General features: G+C 71.2%; 16 protein-coding genes. 8 read left to right on the forward strand and 8 right to left on the reverse strand.

Annotation, left to right across the window (positions count from 1 at the left end; all coding sequences use genetic code 11):
• Positions 1–37 precede the first annotated feature (37 nt).
• From F9C11_RS30845 to F9C11_RS30865, 5 genes are all read left to right on the forward strand, one after another.
• Positions 38–1,498 (forward strand): FAD-dependent monooxygenase, encoded by a 1,461-nt coding sequence (locus F9C11_RS30845; RefSeq protein ID WP_409180866.1) that lies wholly within the window; start codon positions 38–40, stop codon positions 1,496–1,498.
• Positions 1,498–1,887 (forward strand): RidA family protein, encoded by a 390-nt coding sequence (locus tag F9C11_RS30850; RefSeq protein ID WP_409180867.1) that lies wholly within the window; start codon positions 1,498–1,500, stop codon positions 1,885–1,887. The genes F9C11_RS30845 and F9C11_RS30850 overlap by 1 nt, the downstream gene beginning before the upstream one ends.
• Complete coding sequence (locus F9C11_RS30855) at positions 1,884–2,531, forward strand: alpha/beta fold hydrolase (protein ID WP_409180868.1); 648 nt, start codon at positions 1,884–1,886, stop codon at positions 2,529–2,531. The genes F9C11_RS30850 and F9C11_RS30855 overlap by 4 nt, the downstream gene beginning before the upstream one ends.
• 409 nt (positions 2,532–2,940) lie before the next feature.
• On the forward strand, positions 2,941–4,554 hold the full coding sequence (locus F9C11_RS30860; RefSeq protein WP_409180869.1) for a M4 family metallopeptidase: 1,614 nt from the start codon (positions 2,941–2,943) through the stop codon (positions 4,552–4,554).
• 93 nt (positions 4,555–4,647) lie between these two features.
• Complete coding sequence (locus F9C11_RS30865) at positions 4,648–5,613, forward strand: M28 family metallopeptidase (protein ID WP_409180870.1); 966 nt, start codon at positions 4,648–4,650, stop codon at positions 5,611–5,613.
• 422 nt (positions 5,614–6,035) lie between these two features.
• Here the strand turns inward: F9C11_RS30865 and F9C11_RS30870 are convergent, their stop codons facing one another.
• Complete coding sequence (locus tag F9C11_RS30870) at positions 6,036–8,021, reverse strand: hypothetical protein (RefSeq protein ID WP_409180871.1); 1,986 nt, start codon at positions 8,019–8,021, stop codon at positions 6,036–6,038.
• A gap of 167 nt (positions 8,022–8,188) precedes the next feature.
• On the opposite strand from F9C11_RS30870, the gene F9C11_RS30875 reads away from it, so the two are divergent.
• Entirely contained in the window at positions 8,189–8,677 is a 489-nt protein-coding gene (locus F9C11_RS30875; RefSeq protein WP_409180872.1) for a beta-class carbonic anhydrase, read from the forward strand.
• On the opposite strand, the gene F9C11_RS30880 is transcribed toward F9C11_RS30875, so the two are convergent.
• From F9C11_RS30880 to F9C11_RS30905, 6 genes are read right to left on the reverse strand one after another with little or no spacing between them, the layout of a single operon-like run.
• Complete coding sequence (locus F9C11_RS30880; protein ID WP_409180873.1) at positions 8,674–9,837, reverse strand: ROK family protein; 1,164 nt, start codon at positions 9,835–9,837, stop codon at positions 8,674–8,676. The genes F9C11_RS30875 and F9C11_RS30880 overlap by 4 nt on opposite strands.
• Before the next feature lie 40 nt (positions 9,838–9,877).
• Positions 9,878–10,225, reverse strand: a complete 348-nt coding sequence (locus tag F9C11_RS30885) for a 4Fe-4S dicluster domain-containing protein (RefSeq protein ID WP_409180874.1) — start codon at positions 10,223–10,225, stop codon at positions 9,878–9,880.
• The gene (locus F9C11_RS30890; RefSeq protein ID WP_409180875.1) at positions 10,222–11,799 is read right to left on the reverse strand and encodes an FAD-binding protein; all 1,578 of its coding nucleotides are present in this window, start codon (positions 11,797–11,799) and stop codon (positions 10,222–10,224) included. Before F9C11_RS30890 ends, F9C11_RS30885 begins: the two co-directional genes overlap by 4 nt.
• 14 nt (positions 11,800–11,813) lie before the next feature.
• Positions 11,814–12,647, reverse strand: coding sequence for an ABC transporter permease (locus tag F9C11_RS30895; protein ID WP_409180876.1), 834 nt, complete (start codon positions 12,645–12,647; stop codon positions 11,814–11,816).
• Positions 12,644–13,462 carry an ABC transporter ATP-binding protein gene (locus F9C11_RS30900; protein WP_409180877.1) on the reverse strand — a complete coding sequence of 273 codons (819 nt, stop codon included), beginning with the start codon at positions 13,460–13,462 and terminating at the stop codon, positions 12,644–12,646. The genes F9C11_RS30895 and F9C11_RS30900 overlap by 4 nt, the downstream gene beginning before the upstream one ends.
• Positions 13,462–14,466 (reverse strand): ABC transporter substrate-binding protein, encoded by a 1,005-nt coding sequence (locus F9C11_RS30905; RefSeq protein ID WP_409180878.1) that lies wholly within the window; start codon positions 14,464–14,466, stop codon positions 13,462–13,464. Before F9C11_RS30905 ends, F9C11_RS30900 begins: the two co-directional genes overlap by 1 nt.
• Before the next feature lie 252 nt (positions 14,467–14,718).
• On the opposite strand from F9C11_RS30905, the gene F9C11_RS30910 reads away from it, so the two are divergent.
• The gene (locus tag F9C11_RS30910; RefSeq protein ID WP_409180879.1) at positions 14,719–15,645 is read left to right on the forward strand and encodes a TauD/TfdA dioxygenase family protein; all 927 of its coding nucleotides are present in this window, start codon (positions 14,719–14,721) and stop codon (positions 15,643–15,645) included.
• A gap of 45 nt (positions 15,646–15,690) precedes the next feature.
• Here F9C11_RS30910 and F9C11_RS30915 read toward each other — a convergent pair whose 3' ends face one another.
• Entirely contained in the window at positions 15,691–16,632 is a 942-nt protein-coding gene (locus tag F9C11_RS30915) for an amidohydrolase family protein (protein ID WP_409180880.1), read from the reverse strand.
• 74 nt (positions 16,633–16,706) lie between these two features.
• Here F9C11_RS30915 and F9C11_RS30920 point away from each other — a divergent pair, with 74 nt between their 5' ends.
• On the forward strand, positions 16,707–17,471 hold the full coding sequence (locus tag F9C11_RS30920) for a helix-turn-helix domain-containing protein (RefSeq protein WP_409180881.1): 765 nt from the start codon (positions 16,707–16,709) through the stop codon (positions 17,469–17,471).
• The last annotated feature ends 1 nt before the right edge of the window (position 17,472 follow it).

Here is a 17,472-nt window from a genome sequence, read left to right on the forward strand (position 1 = left end):
GGTTTAAATGAACGTTGTTCGGAAAATAGTGGAGGCGATGATGGACACCGAAGTCGCGATCAGCGGAGCAGGCCCGACCGGGCTGCTGCTCGGCGCCGAACTGGCGCTGGCCGGAGTGCGGGTGCGGATTCTCGAACGGCAGCGGGAACGGCACGGGCAGTCCCGCGCCCTCACGCTGCATCCGCGCAGCATCGAGATCCTCGAACTGCGCGGCATCGCCGACCGGTTCCTCGCGCTCGGCCGCACCGTCCCGAGCTGGCATTTCGCCGGCCTGCCCCGGGAATTGGACTTCTCCGCGCTGGACACCCGCCACGGCTACACCCTGTTCCTGGAGCAGGCGCGGACCGAGCAGCTGCTCGAGGAGCGCGCGCGGGAACTCGGCGTCGAAATCTCCTACGGGCACGAAGTGGTGTCGCTGGCGCAGGACGACGACGGGGTCACTGTCGCGGGCGTCGGGCCGGACGGGGATTTCCGGCTTCGCGCGGCGTATCTCGTCGGCTGCGACGGCGGCCGAAGCAAGGTCCGGGAGTCGGCGGGCATCGGTTTCCCGGGCTCGGACGGCACGATGAGCTCGATGCTCGGCGATTTCGCCGTCGTCGACCACGACGAGATCGCCGCGGCCGGGCGGACTCCGGTGCTGATCGCCCCGCTTTCGGGAGGGCTGACCCGTTTCGTGGTCACCAGTCCGGAGCGGATGCGGGTTCCGGCCGCGGAACCGGTGACCTTCGACGAGTTCCGCGAAACGCTGACGAACCTGGCGGGCACGTCCTTCGGGATCGCGGAGCCGCGCTGGCTGTCGCGGTTCGGCAACGCCACGCGGCTGGCCGAGAACTACCGGTCCGGCCGGGTTTTCGTCGCGGGCGACGCGGCGCACATCCATTTCCCGGCGGCGGGCCAGGGGCTCAACACCGGGCTGCAGGACGCGATGAACCTCGGCTGGAAACTCGCCGCCGAGATCCGCGGCTGGGCCCCGGCGGGCCTGCTCGACACCTACCACGCGGAGCGGTTCCCGGTGGGGCAGCTGGTCACCGACAACACCCAGGCCCAGACGCTGCTGCTGGAACTGACGCTGGTCCCCGAATACCGGCGCCCGGTGACAGCGCTGCGCGAACTGCTGAACTCGCTGCTGGAGCTCCCCGAAGTCAACGCCCGGCTGGCCGGTCTGGTGTCCGCGCTGTCGACGTCCTATCCGGCACCGGACGGCGACCCGCTCGTCGGCGCCCGCCTGCCGGACCGGATGCTCGGCTCGGAAGGCGCGAAACTGGTGCACAGCGGCACTTTCGGCTACGCCGGGGACGGCGCGGCAGAGGTCGCCGAGGGGTGGAAAGGCCGGATCACCGCGGCCGATTCCCTGCCCGAGAACGTCCGCGAGGTCCTCGTCCGGCCGGACGGGCACATCGCGTGGGTGCGCCGCGAAAACGAGCCGCCGGACGCCGCGCTCCGGGAAGCCGCGATCACCGCCTGGGCCGGCGCCCCCGAACGAACGGCGGTGCGGTGATGACCGAGTACCTGACGCCTGCCGGACTTCACTTTCTTCCCGGGGCCTTCACGCCTGTCGTGCGCGTCGCCGACCTGGTTTTCCTTTCCGGGCAAGTCGCTTGGGACGAGCACGGAAACCTCCGCGGCGACGACCACGTGACCCAGATGCGGCAGATCGCGCGGAACCTGGACGTCGCGCTCGCCGCGGTCGGCTGCGGACGCGCGGACATCGTCAAGGAGACCGTTTACGTGGTGAACTATCGCCCCGAGCTGCTCCCCGGTCTCTTCGGCCCGCTGCGCGAAGGCGTGCCGCAGCCTCCGGCGAGCACGATGGTCGGGGTCGCGGCGCTGTTCGCCCCGGAGGTGCTGGTCGAGGTCGACGTCGTGGCGAAGGTGCCCTCGGCGTGAGCCGTTACGTCCTGGTGCACGGCTCGTGGTGCGGCGGCTGGATCTGGGACCGGATCGCGGAGCGGCTGTCCGGGCAAGGGCACACAGTCGTCGCGCCCACGCTCACCGGTTCCGGACTCCGGCAGCACCTCGGCGAGGTCGGGCGGCTGCTCGAAGACCAGGTCGTGCTCGTCGGCCACAGTTACGGCGGGATGGTCGTCGCCGGGGTCGCGGACGCGCATCCGGAGGCGGTGCGCGAGGCGGTTTATCTCGATGCTTTCCTTCCCTTGCCGGGCGAATCCGCGTTCGACCTGATGCCGATGCTGCGTCAGCCCTTCACCGAAGCGGCGTCGGCCCACCACCCCTCGGGGAGGACGGTGCCGCCGTTCGGGCTCGAGGCCCTCGGGTTCACCGACCCGGACCTGGTGGCCCGGCTGCGGCCGATCGACCTCGCCACGCACGAGGAACGCTTGCCGCCGTCTTCCGGGCAGCGACCGCCGGGCCGCTGCGTTCTTTTCGGCGAGCACTCCCCTTTCCGGCCCATGTCCGTCCGCGCCCGGGAGCAGGGAATGGAATGCCGGACCGTCGCGACCGACCACTTAGGACTGTGGACGGCGGCCGCCGACGTGTGCGCGGCTATCACCGGAACCAGCCGGACGCACTGAGACCGCGCGTTCAGCTTGAGGCCCGCCGCGGTCCGCGGCTCCGGCTCGGCGGGCCTCTGGATCGAATCACCGGGCAATGCCCGCGCCCCCGCCGGGCCTGGCGAATAGCCGCCGCGAAAGGTCTCGCGGCCGTTCCCGGCGCCCGGGACCGTCCGACATTCGTACGGCAGCCGGGACATTCCCTACGAAAGTCGCCCGGGCGCCGAACGCGCCGAGAATCCCAGTACCGGCAAGGCATATACCAATTGACCGGCGAATCCGGAACATTCCGTTGGTCCGTTTGGAGCATTGACGCCCCGATGCGCCGATCCTTTACTCGACTGTGCTCGGCCGCATACCCACCGTAAGCGGCCGGGCACGTTCTCTCTCCCCGCACCCATCGTCCTGCCTTCATGGAAGGAAGACCTCGATGCCCCATCGCGGAATCACCACGGGCTTGGCGGCCGCCGCCGGTCTCGCCATGACCCTCGCGCTCCCGGCAATCCCGGCGAGCGCGGCCTCCCAAGCTCAGCCCGCGTCCCCGGACGCGGCCGCCGCGCGCGCCGCCGACCAGGCGGTCGCCTCGGGACTCGGCGCGCTCAGCCGCGGTCCCGCCGAGGCGTTCCGGCGCGTCGGCCTGACCGCGGGCGACGCCGGACTCTTCTACAGCGCCTACGAACGCACCTACCAGGGCTTGCGGGTCGTCGGCGGGGACGCGGTCGTCGTCGCGGACGGGGCGGGGAACGTGCGCGGCGCCAGCGCCGCGGAAACCGCGCCCATCGCGGTCGGGACCCAGGCCGCTCTCGACGCCGCGAAGGCCGCTTCCACCGCGCGCGCTCAACTGCCCACTGTGGACAGTGTGAGCGCTCCGGAGAAGGTGGTGCTGGCCGGGACGAACCCGAAGCTCGCCTACGAGGTGGTCGTCTCCGGGCGCACCGCCACGGCGCCGAGCAGGCTGCACGTGTTCGTCGACGCCGCCACCGGCGCGATTCTCGACCAGCGGGACGACATCAAGACCTTCAGCTCCGGGGCCAAGTCCCCGGCGGCCCACAACCAGCAGAACACGGCCAATGCCGCAGGCACCGGCAACAGCTACTACGTCGGCACTGTCTCCCTCGACACGACGCAGTCCGGCTCCACCTACAGCATGCGCGACCCCGGCCGCCCCGGCATCAGCTGCGGTCGCGAAGGCGGGTCTGTCTACAGTGGACCGGACAACACCTGGGGCAACGGCTCGGGCACGAATCTCGAAACCGGCTGCGTCGACGCGCTCTTCAGCGTCCAGACCGAGTGGAAGATGCTGAAGGACTGGCTGGGCCGCAACGGCATCAACGGCAGCGGCCGGGGCTTCCCGGCGTCCGTCGGCCTGAACGACGTCAACGCCTACTGGGACGGCTCTTCGACGCACTTCGGGCACTCGCAGGACAACCGGCGCCAGGCCACGTCGATGGACGTCGTCGGCCACGAATTCGGGCACGGGATCTTCCAGACCACCCCGGGCGGCGCGGGCTCGGGCAACGAGAACGGCGGCTTGAACGAGTCGACCGGCGACATTTTCGGCGCGATGACCGAGGCGTACGCGAACAACGCGAAGGACCGGCCGGACTACGAGGTCGGCGAGGGCGTCAACCTGGTCGGCCAGGGCCCGATCCGCTACATGTACAACCCGTCGAAGGTCGGGGACCCGAACTGCTACTCCTCGTCGATCCCGAGGACCGAGGTGCACGCCGCGGCGGGCCCGCAGAACCACTGGTTCTACCTGCTCGCCGAGGGCTCGAACCCGGGCGGCGGCAAGCCGTCCAGCCCGACCTGCAACAACAGCAGCGTGACCGGCGTCGGCATCCAGAAGGCCGCCAAGATCTTCTACAACGGCCTGCTGAAGAAGACCTCGTCGTGGAACCACCGGGCCGCCCGCAAGGCGACGCTGGAGGCCGCGATCGCGCTCTACCCGGGCAGCTGCACCGAGTTCAACGCCACCAAGGCCGCTTGGAACGCCGTCTCCGTGCCGGCCGTCTCCGGCGAGCCGACCTGCACCACGCGCTGACCTGACACGGCCGGGTCCCGCTCGCCTCCGCGCGACGGGGCCCGGCCCTGGCAAACCCTTCTCCCCCAACCCCAACCGAAGGAACGCACCGTCATGAAGTGGAAGACAAGACTCGGCGCCGGGGTCACCGCCCTGGTGGCGGTACTGGGCGTCGTCAGCGTGCCCGCGGCCACCGCCGCGCCCGCTTCGGCGCTCGCGGCCCCGGACATCTCCCTGGCCAACATCAAGACGCACCTCAACCAGTTCCAGACTATCGCCCGCAACAACGGCGGCACGCGCTCGCCGCGCGGCGGCGGGTACGCGGCGTCGGTGTCCTATGTGGAGAACCTGCTGAAGAACGCGGGCTACACCACGAAGCGGCAGACCTGCACGAGCTGCACCGGCCGGTCGCAGAACCTGATCGCCGAATGGCCCCAGGGCGACGCGAACCAGGTCCTGATGCTCGGCGCGCACCTCGACTCGGTGAGCGCCGGCCCCGGCATCAACGACAACGGTTCGGGCAGCGCGTCGATCCTCGAGGTCGCGCTGACGCTGGCCCGCACCAACCCGGCGATGGCCAAGCGCGTCCGGTTCGCGTGGTGGGCCGACGAGGAGTCCGGCATGGTCGGCTCCCGGTACTACGTGAGCACGCTTTCGAGCACCGAGCGCGCGAAGATCAAGACCTACCTCAACTTCGACATGATCGGCTCGAAGAACTGGGGCTACTTCGTCTACGACGACGTCGCTTCGGTGAAGGCGGTCTTCGACGAGTACTTCGCCTCCATCGGCATCGAGACCGAGGGAGACACCGAAGGCGACGGCCGGTCCGACCACGCGTCGTTCAAGCGCGCGGGCATCCCGGTCGGCGGCCTGGCGACCGGAGCCGGCGACATCAAGAGCTACGAACAGGCCGAGAAGTGGGGCGGCACGGCGGGCGCGGCGTTCGACAACTGCTACCACCGCGCCTGCGACACGACGTCGAACATCCCGGACACCCCGCTGGAGAAGAACTCCGACGCGATCGGGTACGCGGTGTGGAAGCTGGCCGTCGCCGCACCGGTCGCGGCGGCTCGGCACTGAACCTGAACGCCAGAACCGGGCAACCGCTCCGGGCCGCCGCGGGGAGAACGGCGGCGGCCCGGAAGGCCGGGTCCCGCCCAGTCCTGGCGCCGCGCGCGTCATGACCGGACCGGCTTCACGGGAGCGGGCTCTCCGCCTCGAAGAACCGGCTCCACCAAGGACAGCCGATACCCCGCGCGCCCGGGCACATCGGCATGCTCGAACACGCCGCACCGCAAACGCCAGCAAACACGCGACGCACCGGACCACCGGACCCCGCCCACCACACGCCCCATGATCCGAGCGACCCGGCTGGACCAGACTCCCCGCCAAGAAGAGCCCGGCTCCACCAAGGACGGCCGATACCCCGCGCGCCCGCGCAGGTCGACATGCTCGAACACGTCCCGCCGCAAGCCAGCACCGGACCCCGCCCGCCGAACGCCTCATGACCCCACCAACCCCGCGAAACCGGACTCCCCGCCAAGAAGAATCGGTTCCACCAGCGACGGCCGGTACCCCGCGCTCTCCGGCAGATCGAAATGCTCGAACTCGCCGCGCCGCAGCAGCCAGCGGATGACGCGGCGGGTCGACCTGTGATTCGGCTGGGAGAAGACCAGCGTGTCGGGGGTTTCCCAGACCGGTGCCGTCGGCATGGTGTCGCTGAGGTCGCAGCCCTCGGGCAGCGGATGTTCGGCGGTCGTCCCGGTGGCCAGGTCGAGCAGGTCCGCGACGGGCGGCTCCGACCCGAACGAATACATCTTCGTTCCGCCCGGCACGAAGAGCCAGCGGTACGGTTGCGAGACTTCAAGCCGTTCCCCGGACGCGGCGAACACCGTGAACACTCCGGCTTTCTCGCGCAGCTGGGCGCCCGACAACGGGTCGAGCCGATGCACCGTCGAGCCTAGATCGACCGGTTCCCGGCCAGGGGTCCAGCGGGACGCGGCGAACGTTCCCAGCCCCGAACTGGTACTGAAATAAACCGCGCCGTCGTGGAGGCCGAGGATGGTCCGGGTCAGTTCCGGCAGTTTCGGAAGGCTCCACGTTTCTTCCGTGGTCACGTCGAAGACGTGCACCTGGTCCCAGGACCGCCTGCCGACGTGCGTCTGCACGCCTGCCAGGTAGCGTCCGTCGGCGCTGCGGACCGGCAGGAAGCCCAAATCCACCGGAAGCTGCCTGGTGTTTCCCGCCCAGTCGAGCAGTCGCCCTTGCCCGCCGGAGGCGGCGACGTAAATCCCGGCCAGGGTCTCGAAGGCGCGGTAGCGATAGTCGCTCTCGACCCGGCCGAGGACCACCAGTTCCCCTTCGCGCCATACCCCGACCGTGCCGTCTCCGGAGACGTACCCGGCTCGCGGCGGAGCACCGGCCGCTGTCGGAGGTTGCTCGCGGCGAACGGGTTTGACTCGCGGCACCGGCCCAGTCCGCAGCTGCGGGCGCGGAAGTGGCGTGACAACACCATTTTCCCGCTGGACCAGCTTGTCGCGGACCGCGTAGTCGAGCAGCGGCCCCACGGTTTCCTCCGGCACAGCCAGCAAAGCCGCCACTTCGTCGACGCGCGCCGGATTCGACCAGGCCGCGATGCTGACGAGATCGGCCGCGAGCCAGGCATACGCGGCACGGACCGCGGCGGCGTCCAGCTGGGCCGCCAGGTCGGCCGGGAGGTCGAGCACATCCGTGGCGCGCCGCGGCGTTCCCGCCGAAAATCCGCCGGAGCCGTCCTCCACGAGCAGGCCCGCGGCGACCAGCAACGGAATCGCGTCCCTTCGGGTGCGCGGCGGGTCGACGCCTAGCTGTGCGCACACACTCTCCGAAGGCGGATCGCCGGGCAACGGTTCGTCGAGCCAGCCCGCCTGGCGCGGCAGGCCGACGAGCGTGAAATACCACGACACTTCGATGACGTAGTACCCCAAGACCTGCTGCCAGCCCGGGTCTTCCTGGTGCACCGCCGCGCGCGTGCGCTTGAGCCATCGCGGCGGTTCTGGCCCGTCGGGCGCCGGCCAGAACTGGATCAGCCAGACGTCGCCTTCCTCTCCGGCCTCCGCCGGTTTCCGGCAGACCCGGACCCGGAAAAGCCCTTTCGCGCCCAGATTCAGCTCCTCGTCGTAGGTGCCGCCGGTGAGCAAGCCCAGGGACACCACACCCGATTGGCTGTGGAAAGGCGATTCCACCACGTCTTCCCATGCCTCGAGGCGCAGCTCCGGCGGTCCGTCGTGGGCCTCGTAGCGAACCGCTTGCCAGGGATCGTTGGCTGTGCCGTGCAGCCAGCCGTCGCCTGCCGTGGCGACCGTGCCGGACAGCGCGTTCGTCGCGAGTTCGCCGAGCAATGCGTTGTCCAGCGCGGGCACGCCGCCGTCGCGGCGCAGGTCTCGAAGCACAATGGTGCCGTAGTCGGGCAGGTACTCGTCTTCCTCGCGGAACCCCAGAAGCGTCATGCCCGGCACGTTAGCGGCGGGGTCCGACAATTTCGGGGACAGCGGGTTCGCACCCCCGGGCATTTTTCCCGGCCGAGCCGCCGGACGCCCAGGTCGTGGACACGATTGCGCACAGCGGCGGAGAGCGGTCCACTCGGCCCGTCCATTCTTCTCGCGGAAGGATCATCATGTCCGTCACCGACGAGCTTCTGGCCAACAACGCCGCGTACGCCGAGCATTTCTCCGGCCCGCTCCCCTTGCCGCCCGCCAAGCACGTCGCCGTCCTCGCCTGCATGGACGCCCGCCTCAACGTTTACGGCGTCCTCGGCCTGAAAGAAGGCGACGCGCACGTCATCCGCAACGCGGGCGGCGTCGTCACCGAGGACGGGATCCGTTCGCTCGCCATCAGCCAGCGTCTGCTCGGAACCACGGAAATCATTCTCATTCATCACACCGACTGCGGCATGCTCACTTTCGGCGACGACGAATTCCGGGATTCGATCCGGCGGGAAACCGGCATCAAACCCGCCTGGGCCGCCGAGGCGTTCGGCGACCTCGAGGACGACGTCCGCCAGTCCCTCGCCCGGGTCCGCACCAGTCCCTTCCTTCCGCATCGGGATTCGGTCCGCGGTTTCGTTTTCGACGTCGCCACCGGGAAACTCGCCGAAATCCGCTAGCCGAGGAACGCGTGCGGGTCGGTGTAGAGCGCGTCCAGCTGCACCGCCCCCGCCGCGACGCCGAGCAAATCGCCGCCGGGGAAACTCGTCGGGAGCACCCGGCTCGCCGCGTCGACGCGCCCGCGCGACCGGGCCGAAACCTCCGCGCGCACGGCGTCCAGGCAGGCCGGAAGCGATGCGATCCCCGGTTCGGCGACCACCAGCACCTCGGGGTTGACCACGTCGAACAACAGCGCCGCCGCCCGGCCGGTCGTGCGGGCCCGGCCCAGCAGGACGTCGAGCGCGGCCGGGTCTCCGGCCCCGGCCGCCTCGACCACCTCCACAATGGACTCCCGCCCGGCGCGGGCGGTGACCGCCCACTCCGCCGCGTCGGCTTCGAAACAGCCGGAGCGGCCGCAGGAACAGCGCGTCCCGGGTGCGCCGAGCGGGAGGTGCGCGACGGTGCCCGCGGCCGAACCCGGACCCCGGCAGAGCCGTCCGCCGGACACGATCGCCGCGTCGACCACGTTGCCGACGAACAGGTGCGCCAGCGATCCGCAGCCGCGCGCCGCACCGAACATCGCCTCCGCCGAGGCCAGCGCCCGGGCGTGCCCGTCGACCCGGGCGGGCAGGCCGGACAGCTCCGCCAGGATCGGCCCGGCGGGCACGTCGTACCAGCCCAGCGAGGAATGCTCCACGAGCACGCCGGTGTCCGGGTCGACCCAGCCGCCGCTGGCCACCCCGAGCCCCACGGCGGTCCGGCCGCGCTGGTGGCGGCGCCGGAATTCCCGCAGCCGCGCCGCCGTCCCGGCGAGGATCCGCTCGGGTTCGCCGCCCGGATGCGGCACCCGTTCCGAGGCCAGGACCCGGCCGCGCAGGTCGAGCGCGGCCAGCGTCGCGAAGTGGTGCGCGATGTGCACGCCGAACACCGCGTGCCGGTCCGCGGCGATGTCGACTTCCGTCCGGGGCCGTCCGGCCCGGCGGCCCGGCGGCTGGGCTGCCGGGCGGGCGGTCAGCAGGCCCAGTCCGGCGAGGCTCGCGCAGTGCCTGCTGACTCCGGCGGGGCTGATTCCGGTCAGTTCCGCCAGTGCGTCGCGAGCCAGCGGGCCGTGCGCGAGGACGGCGCGCAGGACCACCGCCGCCGGGGCGAGGCCGTGCTCGACGGCGAGAGTGCTCGTCACAGCCGCCTCCCGTCGTCGGCACCGAGAACACCGGCCATGCTCAGCTCGTGATCGGATCCGCGCCCGGGCGCAGCGGCGGGCCGATCGCCAGGCTGGACGCCGGAACCCGGCCCTTCCCCCAGCCGAGCCGCTCCCGGTAGCTGCCCAGCAGCCCGTCCGCCGCCAGGGCCTCGGCGTCCACCGCTCCGTCCGGTTCCGGCGCCGTCCGCGGCGAGACGAACAACGCGTCGGCCGGGCAGTTCGCCTCGCAGTGGAAGCACGTCTGGCAGTCGTCGTGCCTGCTGATCACCGGTATGCCGGCGGCGCCGCGGTCGAAGACGTTCGTCGGGCAGACCGCGATGCACTTGTCGCAGGCGATGCAGCGTTCCGCGGACACCAGCTCGATCACGACGCCGCCTCCACGACTGTCCTTTCCGGACGGACCCAGACCGTGTCCAGGCCTCCGGTGTGCAGGCGATGCTGTTGCGCCGAGTCCTGCGCGGGAAAATCGAGCCGCTTCGCCATGCCGCGCGTCTCGGTGCGGGCCAGCGCCGAGCGGTACATCCAGCGCGCGTGCGCGGCCATCGCGGCTGCCTGCCGGGTGCGGACGGACAACTCGCCGGTGCCGCCCAGCGACGCTCGCAGCCGCGTCCAGACGTCGTCGAGCGAGGCGAGCGCCGGGGTCAGCACGTTCCCGTGCCGCAGGTAGTTCTTGTCGTAGGGCAGGACTTCCCGCTGGACCGCGGCGATCACCTCGCGGTGGTCGCCGTCGGCGCGGCCGCCCGGCCGGAGCCCGGCCTCGCCGAGCGCGAGCGTCCGGCGGCTGTCCGCACGGGAGCCGAGCGACCGGGCGTACCGGGCGGCTCCCCGGCCGGCCCAGGAGCCGGACGAGATCGCCCAGGCGGCGTTGTGGCTGCCCCCGCCGGTGAACCCGCCGCAGATCAGTTCGCGGGTGGCCGCGTCGCCCGCCGCGTACAGGCCGGGGACCGTGGTGGCGCAGTCGTCCGAGACGATCCGGATGCCGCCGGTGCCGCGGACCGTGCCCTCGGCGATCAGGGTGATCGGGAACTTCTCGGCGAACGGGTCGACGCCCATCCGGTCGAAGGCGAGGAAGAAGTTCGGCTGGGCCAGCCGCATCGCCGCGCGGGTCTGCTCGTCGGCCCGGTCCAGCCGGCAGAACACCCTGCCGCGCAGCAGTTCCCGCGCGATCGGCGAACGCCGGACGCCGCTGGCGCCCTCGAGCACGCTGCCGTCGGCCCGGAAGAAGGTGGCGAAATGGTAGAACGCGGTCTTGGTCACCGAGGTGCCTTCCGGCGCGATGCCGTAAGCGTTCGAGAACTCCATGCCGGACAGGTCGGCTCCGGCCTCGGCGGCGAACAGCGCGCCGTCCCCGGTGTTGACGTCGCAGCCCAGCGCCTTGGACAGGAACGCGCAGCCGCCGGTGGCCAGCACCACCGCACCGGCCCGCACCCGGTAGTCCTGCCTGCTCTGCCGCCGGTAGCCAGCCGCTCCGGCGACCGCACCGGAGGGATCGGCGAGCAGTTCGGTCACCGGGCTGTGGTCGAGGATCCGCACCCCGGCCCGCCGGACGAGCACGCGCATCCGGCGCAGGTACTCCGGGCCGTGCAGCCCGTTGCGGAGCTGGCGGCCGTCCGGGCCGACCGGGAACGGGAACCGGGCGGCGACCGCGAGTTCGTTGACCCGCTCGTACGTCTCGTCCAGCACCCGGGACGACCACCTCCGGTCGGCGAGCCTGCCGCCGAGTTCCTCGCGGGAGTCCATCGCCGCTTCCCGCGCGGCCGGGTCCGGCGGCACGTACCAGACGCCGGTGCCCGCGGCGGCCGTCGCGCCGCTGGTTCCGCAGTAGCCTTTGTCGGCCAGTACGACCTCCGCGCCGTCGCGGGCCGCGTGCAGGGCCGCCCACGTGGCGGCCGGGCCGCCGCCCGCCACGAACACGTCGGCGGTCAAGTCGAGCGTTTCCATCGGTCAGTCCCTTCTCAGCGATCCGTGCGCCAGGACGTGAACCGCCGCTCGACGGTCACGAGCAGCTGGTTGAACGCGACGCCGAGAACGGAGATCGCGACGATTCCGGCGTACATCCGCGGGATGGCGAAGTTGTACTGCGAGAAGTTGATCAGGTAGCCGAGCCCGGCTTTCGCGCCGACCATCTCCGCGGCGATCACGACGACGATCGCCGCCGCCCCGGCGAGCCGGATGCCGGTGAAGATCGTCGGGACCGACGCGGGCAGCACGACCCGGGCGAACAGCCGGGGCGCGGAAAGGTCCAGCGACCGGGCGAGTTTGAGCAGGGTCGGGTCGACCGACCGCACCGCGCTGATGGTGTTGAGCAGGATCGGCCAGGTGCAGGCGTAGAACACGATGGCGATCTTCGAGGTCTCGCCGATGCCGAGGATCAGCACGAACACCGGCAGCAGCGCCAGCGCGGCGGTGTTGAGGAACACCTGCACCAACGGGGTCAGCACGTCGGAAACCGGTTTGTACCAGCCGATCAGGACGCCGAGCGGCACCGCGGTCGCCACCGCGAGGGCGAAGCCGGCGAGCGACCGGGTCAGGCTGGCCCCGGCGTTGGCGGCGAGCTGCCCGTTGCCCGCCAGCTCGGCCAGCGCGCCGAGGACGGCGTGGAACGGCGGCAGGAAAACCGGGTCCGCCAGACCCGCGAGCGGGGCGATCTCCCACGCCGCGAGCAGCAGGACCAGCGCGACGCTCTTCACGAAGGCCGCTCGCAACCGGCCGCGCCCGGCTCGCCGGCGGGTCGCCGCGGGTTCGGTCCGCTCGGTTCTCGCGGTCTCCGGGACAGTGGTGACGCTCATGCTCCGACGGCCTCCTTCTCCAGTTCGCGCGCCCGGGCCACCTCGTCGTGCAGCAGCTCCCAGATCGCGTGCCGGTACCGGGCGAACTCGCCGGTCGAACGGACGTCGGCCACGGCGTCGCGGTGCGGAAGGTCGATGTCGACCACGCTCTTGACCCGGCCCGGCCGCGAGGTCAGCACCACGACCCGCTGTCCTAAGTAGACGGCTTCGTCGATGCTGTGGGTGATGAACAGGACGGTTTTCCCGGTGCGCCGCCAGATCCGCAGCAGCTCGTCCTGCAGCGACTCCCGGGTCTGCGCGTCGAGCGCGGCGAACGGCTCGTCCATCAGCAGCACGTCCGGGTCGTAGGCGAGGCTGCGCGCGATGGCGACGCGCTGTTTCATGCCGCCGGACAGTTCGTGCGGATGCCGGTCGGCGAACTCCAGCAGCCCGACGAGATCGAGGTACTCCCGCGCCCGCCGCGCCCGGTCCGCCCGCCGCACGCCGGTGGCCTCCAGGCCGAATTCGACGTTGCCCCGCGCCGTGCGCCACGGCAGCAACGCGTACTGCTGGAACACGATCCCGCGGTCCCGCCCCGGCCCGCGCACCGGCGCCCCGTCGAGCCGGATCAGCCCGGCGTCGGGTTCGGCGAGGCCGCCGAGCAGGTCGAGGAGGGTCGATTTGCCGCAGCCGCTCGGGCCGACGATCACCGCGAACTCGCCCGAGCCGATCTCCAGGTCGATCCCGGACAGCGCGGTCAGCACGCCGCCGGAGCCCCGGACCGGGAAGGCCTTGCCCACGCCGGAGAACGTGATCCCGCTGTGCGCTCCGCTCATCACTGGCCCTTCGCGTACGAGTTGAACTTGTTGGTGTAGGCCTCGCCCGCCTTGACCGAGCCCGGCCGGATGTCGCCGCGCCCGCCCAGCCAGTCGATCCAGAGCTGCAGTTCCCGGTCGGTGATGACGCCGCCGTTGTCGGCCACGCCCCAGGATTTCCAGTACTTCAGCGGGTCGGTGTCCTCGTTGCGGTTGCGGCCCTTGACGATCTTCGCGAACCGCTCGACGACTTTCTCGCGCGGCGTGGTCTTGCTCCATTCGATGGCCTTGGCCACTCCGCTGACGAAGGTGCGCACGGTGTCCGGGTTGCGTTCGATGAAGTCCTTTCGCAGCACGTAGGTTCCGGCGGTGAACGCGCCGAGCAGCTGGTAGTCGGTGAACAGCGGGCGGATGCCGCCGCGGGCGAGCGCCTTGTCGCGCAGGACGCCGCTCAGCACGGCCACGTCGATGTTGCCCTGGCGCAGCGACTGTTCGGTGTTCACCGGCGGCAACGCGACCGGTTCCGCCTTGCCGATGTCCGCTTTGGACAGACCGTTGCGCTGGAGGTAGATGTCGAGCATGGCCTCGGAGTGCGCGCCGAGGGTGTTCATCCCGATCTTCTTGCCCGCCAGGTCGTGCGGGCCGCGGATCGGGCTGTCGTCCAGGACGTAGTAGCCGCTGAACTCCCGTTCGTCCACGCCGTAATAGCCCAGCACGGAGGTGATCGGGGCGCCGGCCGCGGCGAGCTTGACGACCGCTCCGTTGAACGCGCCGCCGAAATCCACCTGCCCGGTCGCGGCGGACTGGATGTCCTGCGGCCCGCTGATCGTGTCGCCCACCCACTGCAGCGTCACGTCGCCGAGGTAGCCCAGGTCGGCGGCGAGTTCCGGCGGCGTCACCTGGCCCGCCCAGCCTTGGTAGCGCAGGGTTTTCGTGGTGCCGCCACTCGCCGTGCCGCAGCCGGCGGCGGCCGCCGCCACCCCCGCGAGGGTCAGTCCCAGAAATTGCCTTCGGCTCGTGGTCACGGCGGCACGTCCTTTTTTTCACGCAGGGGAAAGGGAGCACGAAATCGACGGGACCGGAGCCCGTCTCGCGAATCCGGTGCGGATCAGGCTGGCAGCCGGATTTCCGGCGGGCAACGACGTCCCACATCCCGGACTCGGCCCGGCTGCCCGGATTCTGGGACGAATTCGGTTCACGCTGAACGCAATCTTGCCTTCCCGGCCCGCGTCCGCCCAGTCTGGAAACCAGCCGAGCACACCGAATGGGAGTACCTGATGACCCTCGCCGACGCAGTGGACACGCGCCTCTCCGTGCACAAGATCGGCGCCGACATCGGCGCCCGGATCGACGGGATCCGCCTCGGCGGGGACCTGCCCGCCGAGACCGTGGCGCGGATCCGCGGCGCGTTGCTGGAGAACAAAGTGGTGTTCTTCCGCGAGCAGCACCACCTCGACGACGAGGGGCAGCAGGCGTTCGCCCGGCTGCTCGGCGGGCTCACCCAGCCGCATCCGACGGTCCGCAGCACCGGGCTCGGCAACATCCTGCCGATCGACGCCCAGCACGGGAAAGCCAACAGCTGGCATTCCGACGTGACGTTCGTGGACCGGATCCCCGCGATCAGCCTGCTGCGCGCGGTCACCCTCCCCGCCTACGGCGGCAGCACGACCTGGGCGAACACCGCGAACGCGTACGCCAAGCTCCCCGCGTCCCTGCGGGCGCTGGCGGAGCGGCTGTGGGCGGTGCACACCAACACGCACGACTACGCCGGCCGCGCGGACGAGTACCGCGTCGGCGGGGTGGACGTGAAAGAACAGTCCTATCGCGAGGAATTCCGTTCGGAGGTCTACGAAACCGAACATCCGGTCGTCCGGGTCCACCCGGAAACCGGCGAGCGGGTCCTGCTCCTCGGGCATTTCGTGAAGCGGCTGGTCGGCTTGTCCAGCACCGAATCGGCGGCGATTTTCGAACTGCTCCAAGCCCGCGTCACGCGGCTGGAGAACACCGTGCGCTGGCAGTGGGCTCCCGGCGACGTCGCGATCTGGGACAACCGCGCCACCCAGCACTACGGCGTCGCGGACTACGACGACCTCCCCCGCCGCCTGCACCGGGTCACCGTCGCCGGCGACGTGCCGGTCAGCGTCGACGGAGTGCGCAGCACCGCGCGCACTGGCGACGCGGCGGCGTACGCACCGCTGCCCTGAACCAGGCGGCCGGCCGTGCTGCGCGTCAGCACGGCCGGACGAGGTTCAGCCCAGCCGGGGGAAAAGCGCCCGGGCGTTGCCGGAGTCGATCGCGCGGCTTTGTTCGGGAGTCAATCCGCTTTCGCTGTCGAGGATTTCGGTGAAGCGGGTGCCCACTTCCGGTGGCGCGTAAGGGAAGTCGCTGCCGTACAGGATCCGCGCGGGATCGGCGAACCGGGCGAGCGCGCCGAAGGCGTACTCCCCGGAAGACAGCGCGGTGTCCCAATAGAAGCCGCGGAAGCGAGCCAGTAAGTCTTCGGCGGTGGGCCCGGCGGGTTCCAGCGCGGCCTGGATCTGGCAGAACCGCAACGCCGCGAAGGGCACGAACCCGCCGGCGTGCGAGAGGATGATCCGGACGTCCGGGTACCGCTCGGGGACGCCGTGGAACACCATGTGCACCGCGTTGCGGGTGGTGTCGAACGGATAGTCCACCAGCGGTCCCGGAATCCCGGGAAGCAGCGGCACTTGCGGGTGCGCGGGGTGGACGAAGACCACCGCGCGATGCCGGTCCAGCGCCGCCCACAGCGGCGCGTAACGATCGTCGCCCAGGTAGGTTCCGTCGTAGTTGGAGAGCAGGACGACGCCGTCTGCCCGCAGCGCGCCGAACGCGTGGTCGACCTCCGCGACCGCGCCTTCGACGTCGGGCAACGGGACGGTGGCGAACAGCCCGAACCGGTCCGGCCGTTCCCGCACCAATTCGGCGGTGTATTCGTTGACGCGGCGGGCCGTCTCGCGGCGCGCCGGGCCGGACCAGCCCGTCACGCCCGGCGCGGTGAGCGACAGTACGCTCGTGGCGATGCCGTTGGCGTCCATGAATTCCAGATGGTCGTCCGGCGTCCACGGCGGCAGCGACCAGCCCGACGGATCGCCGCCGTGCCGCGCGAGGGCCTCGCCCCAGAACGGAGGGACCAGGTGGGTGTGGACGTCGATGCGTTCGCGGTCGGTCATGCCTCCACCGTGCGCCGCCGGCTTCGCGCGCGGGAGGGGAGGAATCCGATCCCCCTCCCCCGCAGCGCTCGCTGATGGCGCGCGACCCGCGGCTCCGCCAGCTCGGGGCGTTCCTGCGCGCCCGCCGCGACGAAGCGCCGCCGCCCGCCTCCGCGGAACCGGGCCGCCGCCAGGTTCCCGGCCTCCGCCGCGGCGAGGTCGCCGCGCGGGCCTTCGTCAGCGACGAGTACTACACGAGGATCGAACAGGGCCGGGTCCTGCCGAGCGCCGACGTGATCCGCCGCGTCGCCGCCGCGCTCGGGCTCGGCGCCGACCAGACGCGGTACGCGCTCGACCTCGTCGCCGGACCCGACGTCCCGCCGGAGAACCCCGGGCCGAGCGGTCCGCTGCGCCGCCTGGTCGACCGGATGGGCGAGGTGCCCGCGATCCTGGTCGGGCCGGCGACGGCCGTTCTGGCGTGGAACTCCGCCGCCGTCCGGCTGCTCACCGACTTCGGGGCGATCCCGCCGGAGCGCCGCCGGTACGTGCAGCTGCTGTTCACCGACCCGGTCCTCCAGAGCCGGTTCGCGGACCTGGAGGCGATGCGGCGCACGACGATCGGCGTCGTGCGCGCGAGCTTTCCGGCGGGCCCGCCGTCCGGGGACTGGATCGACGAACTGGTGCGCACCGACCCCGGTTTCAAGGCCCTCTGGGAACGCAACGACGTGGTGCGGCCGCACACCCGCCTGCGGGTGCGGCTCCGGCTTCCGGACGGGACCGGGCAGACGGTGGACCAGGTGGTGCTGCAGGTAGTCGACGATCCGCAGCAACGGCTGATCGCGTTCGTTCCGGCCGGATAAG

Source organism: Amycolatopsis sp. VS8301801F10 (genome assembly GCF_046195355.1).
Classification (GTDB): domain Bacteria; phylum Actinomycetota; class Actinomycetes; order Mycobacteriales; family Pseudonocardiaceae; genus Amycolatopsis.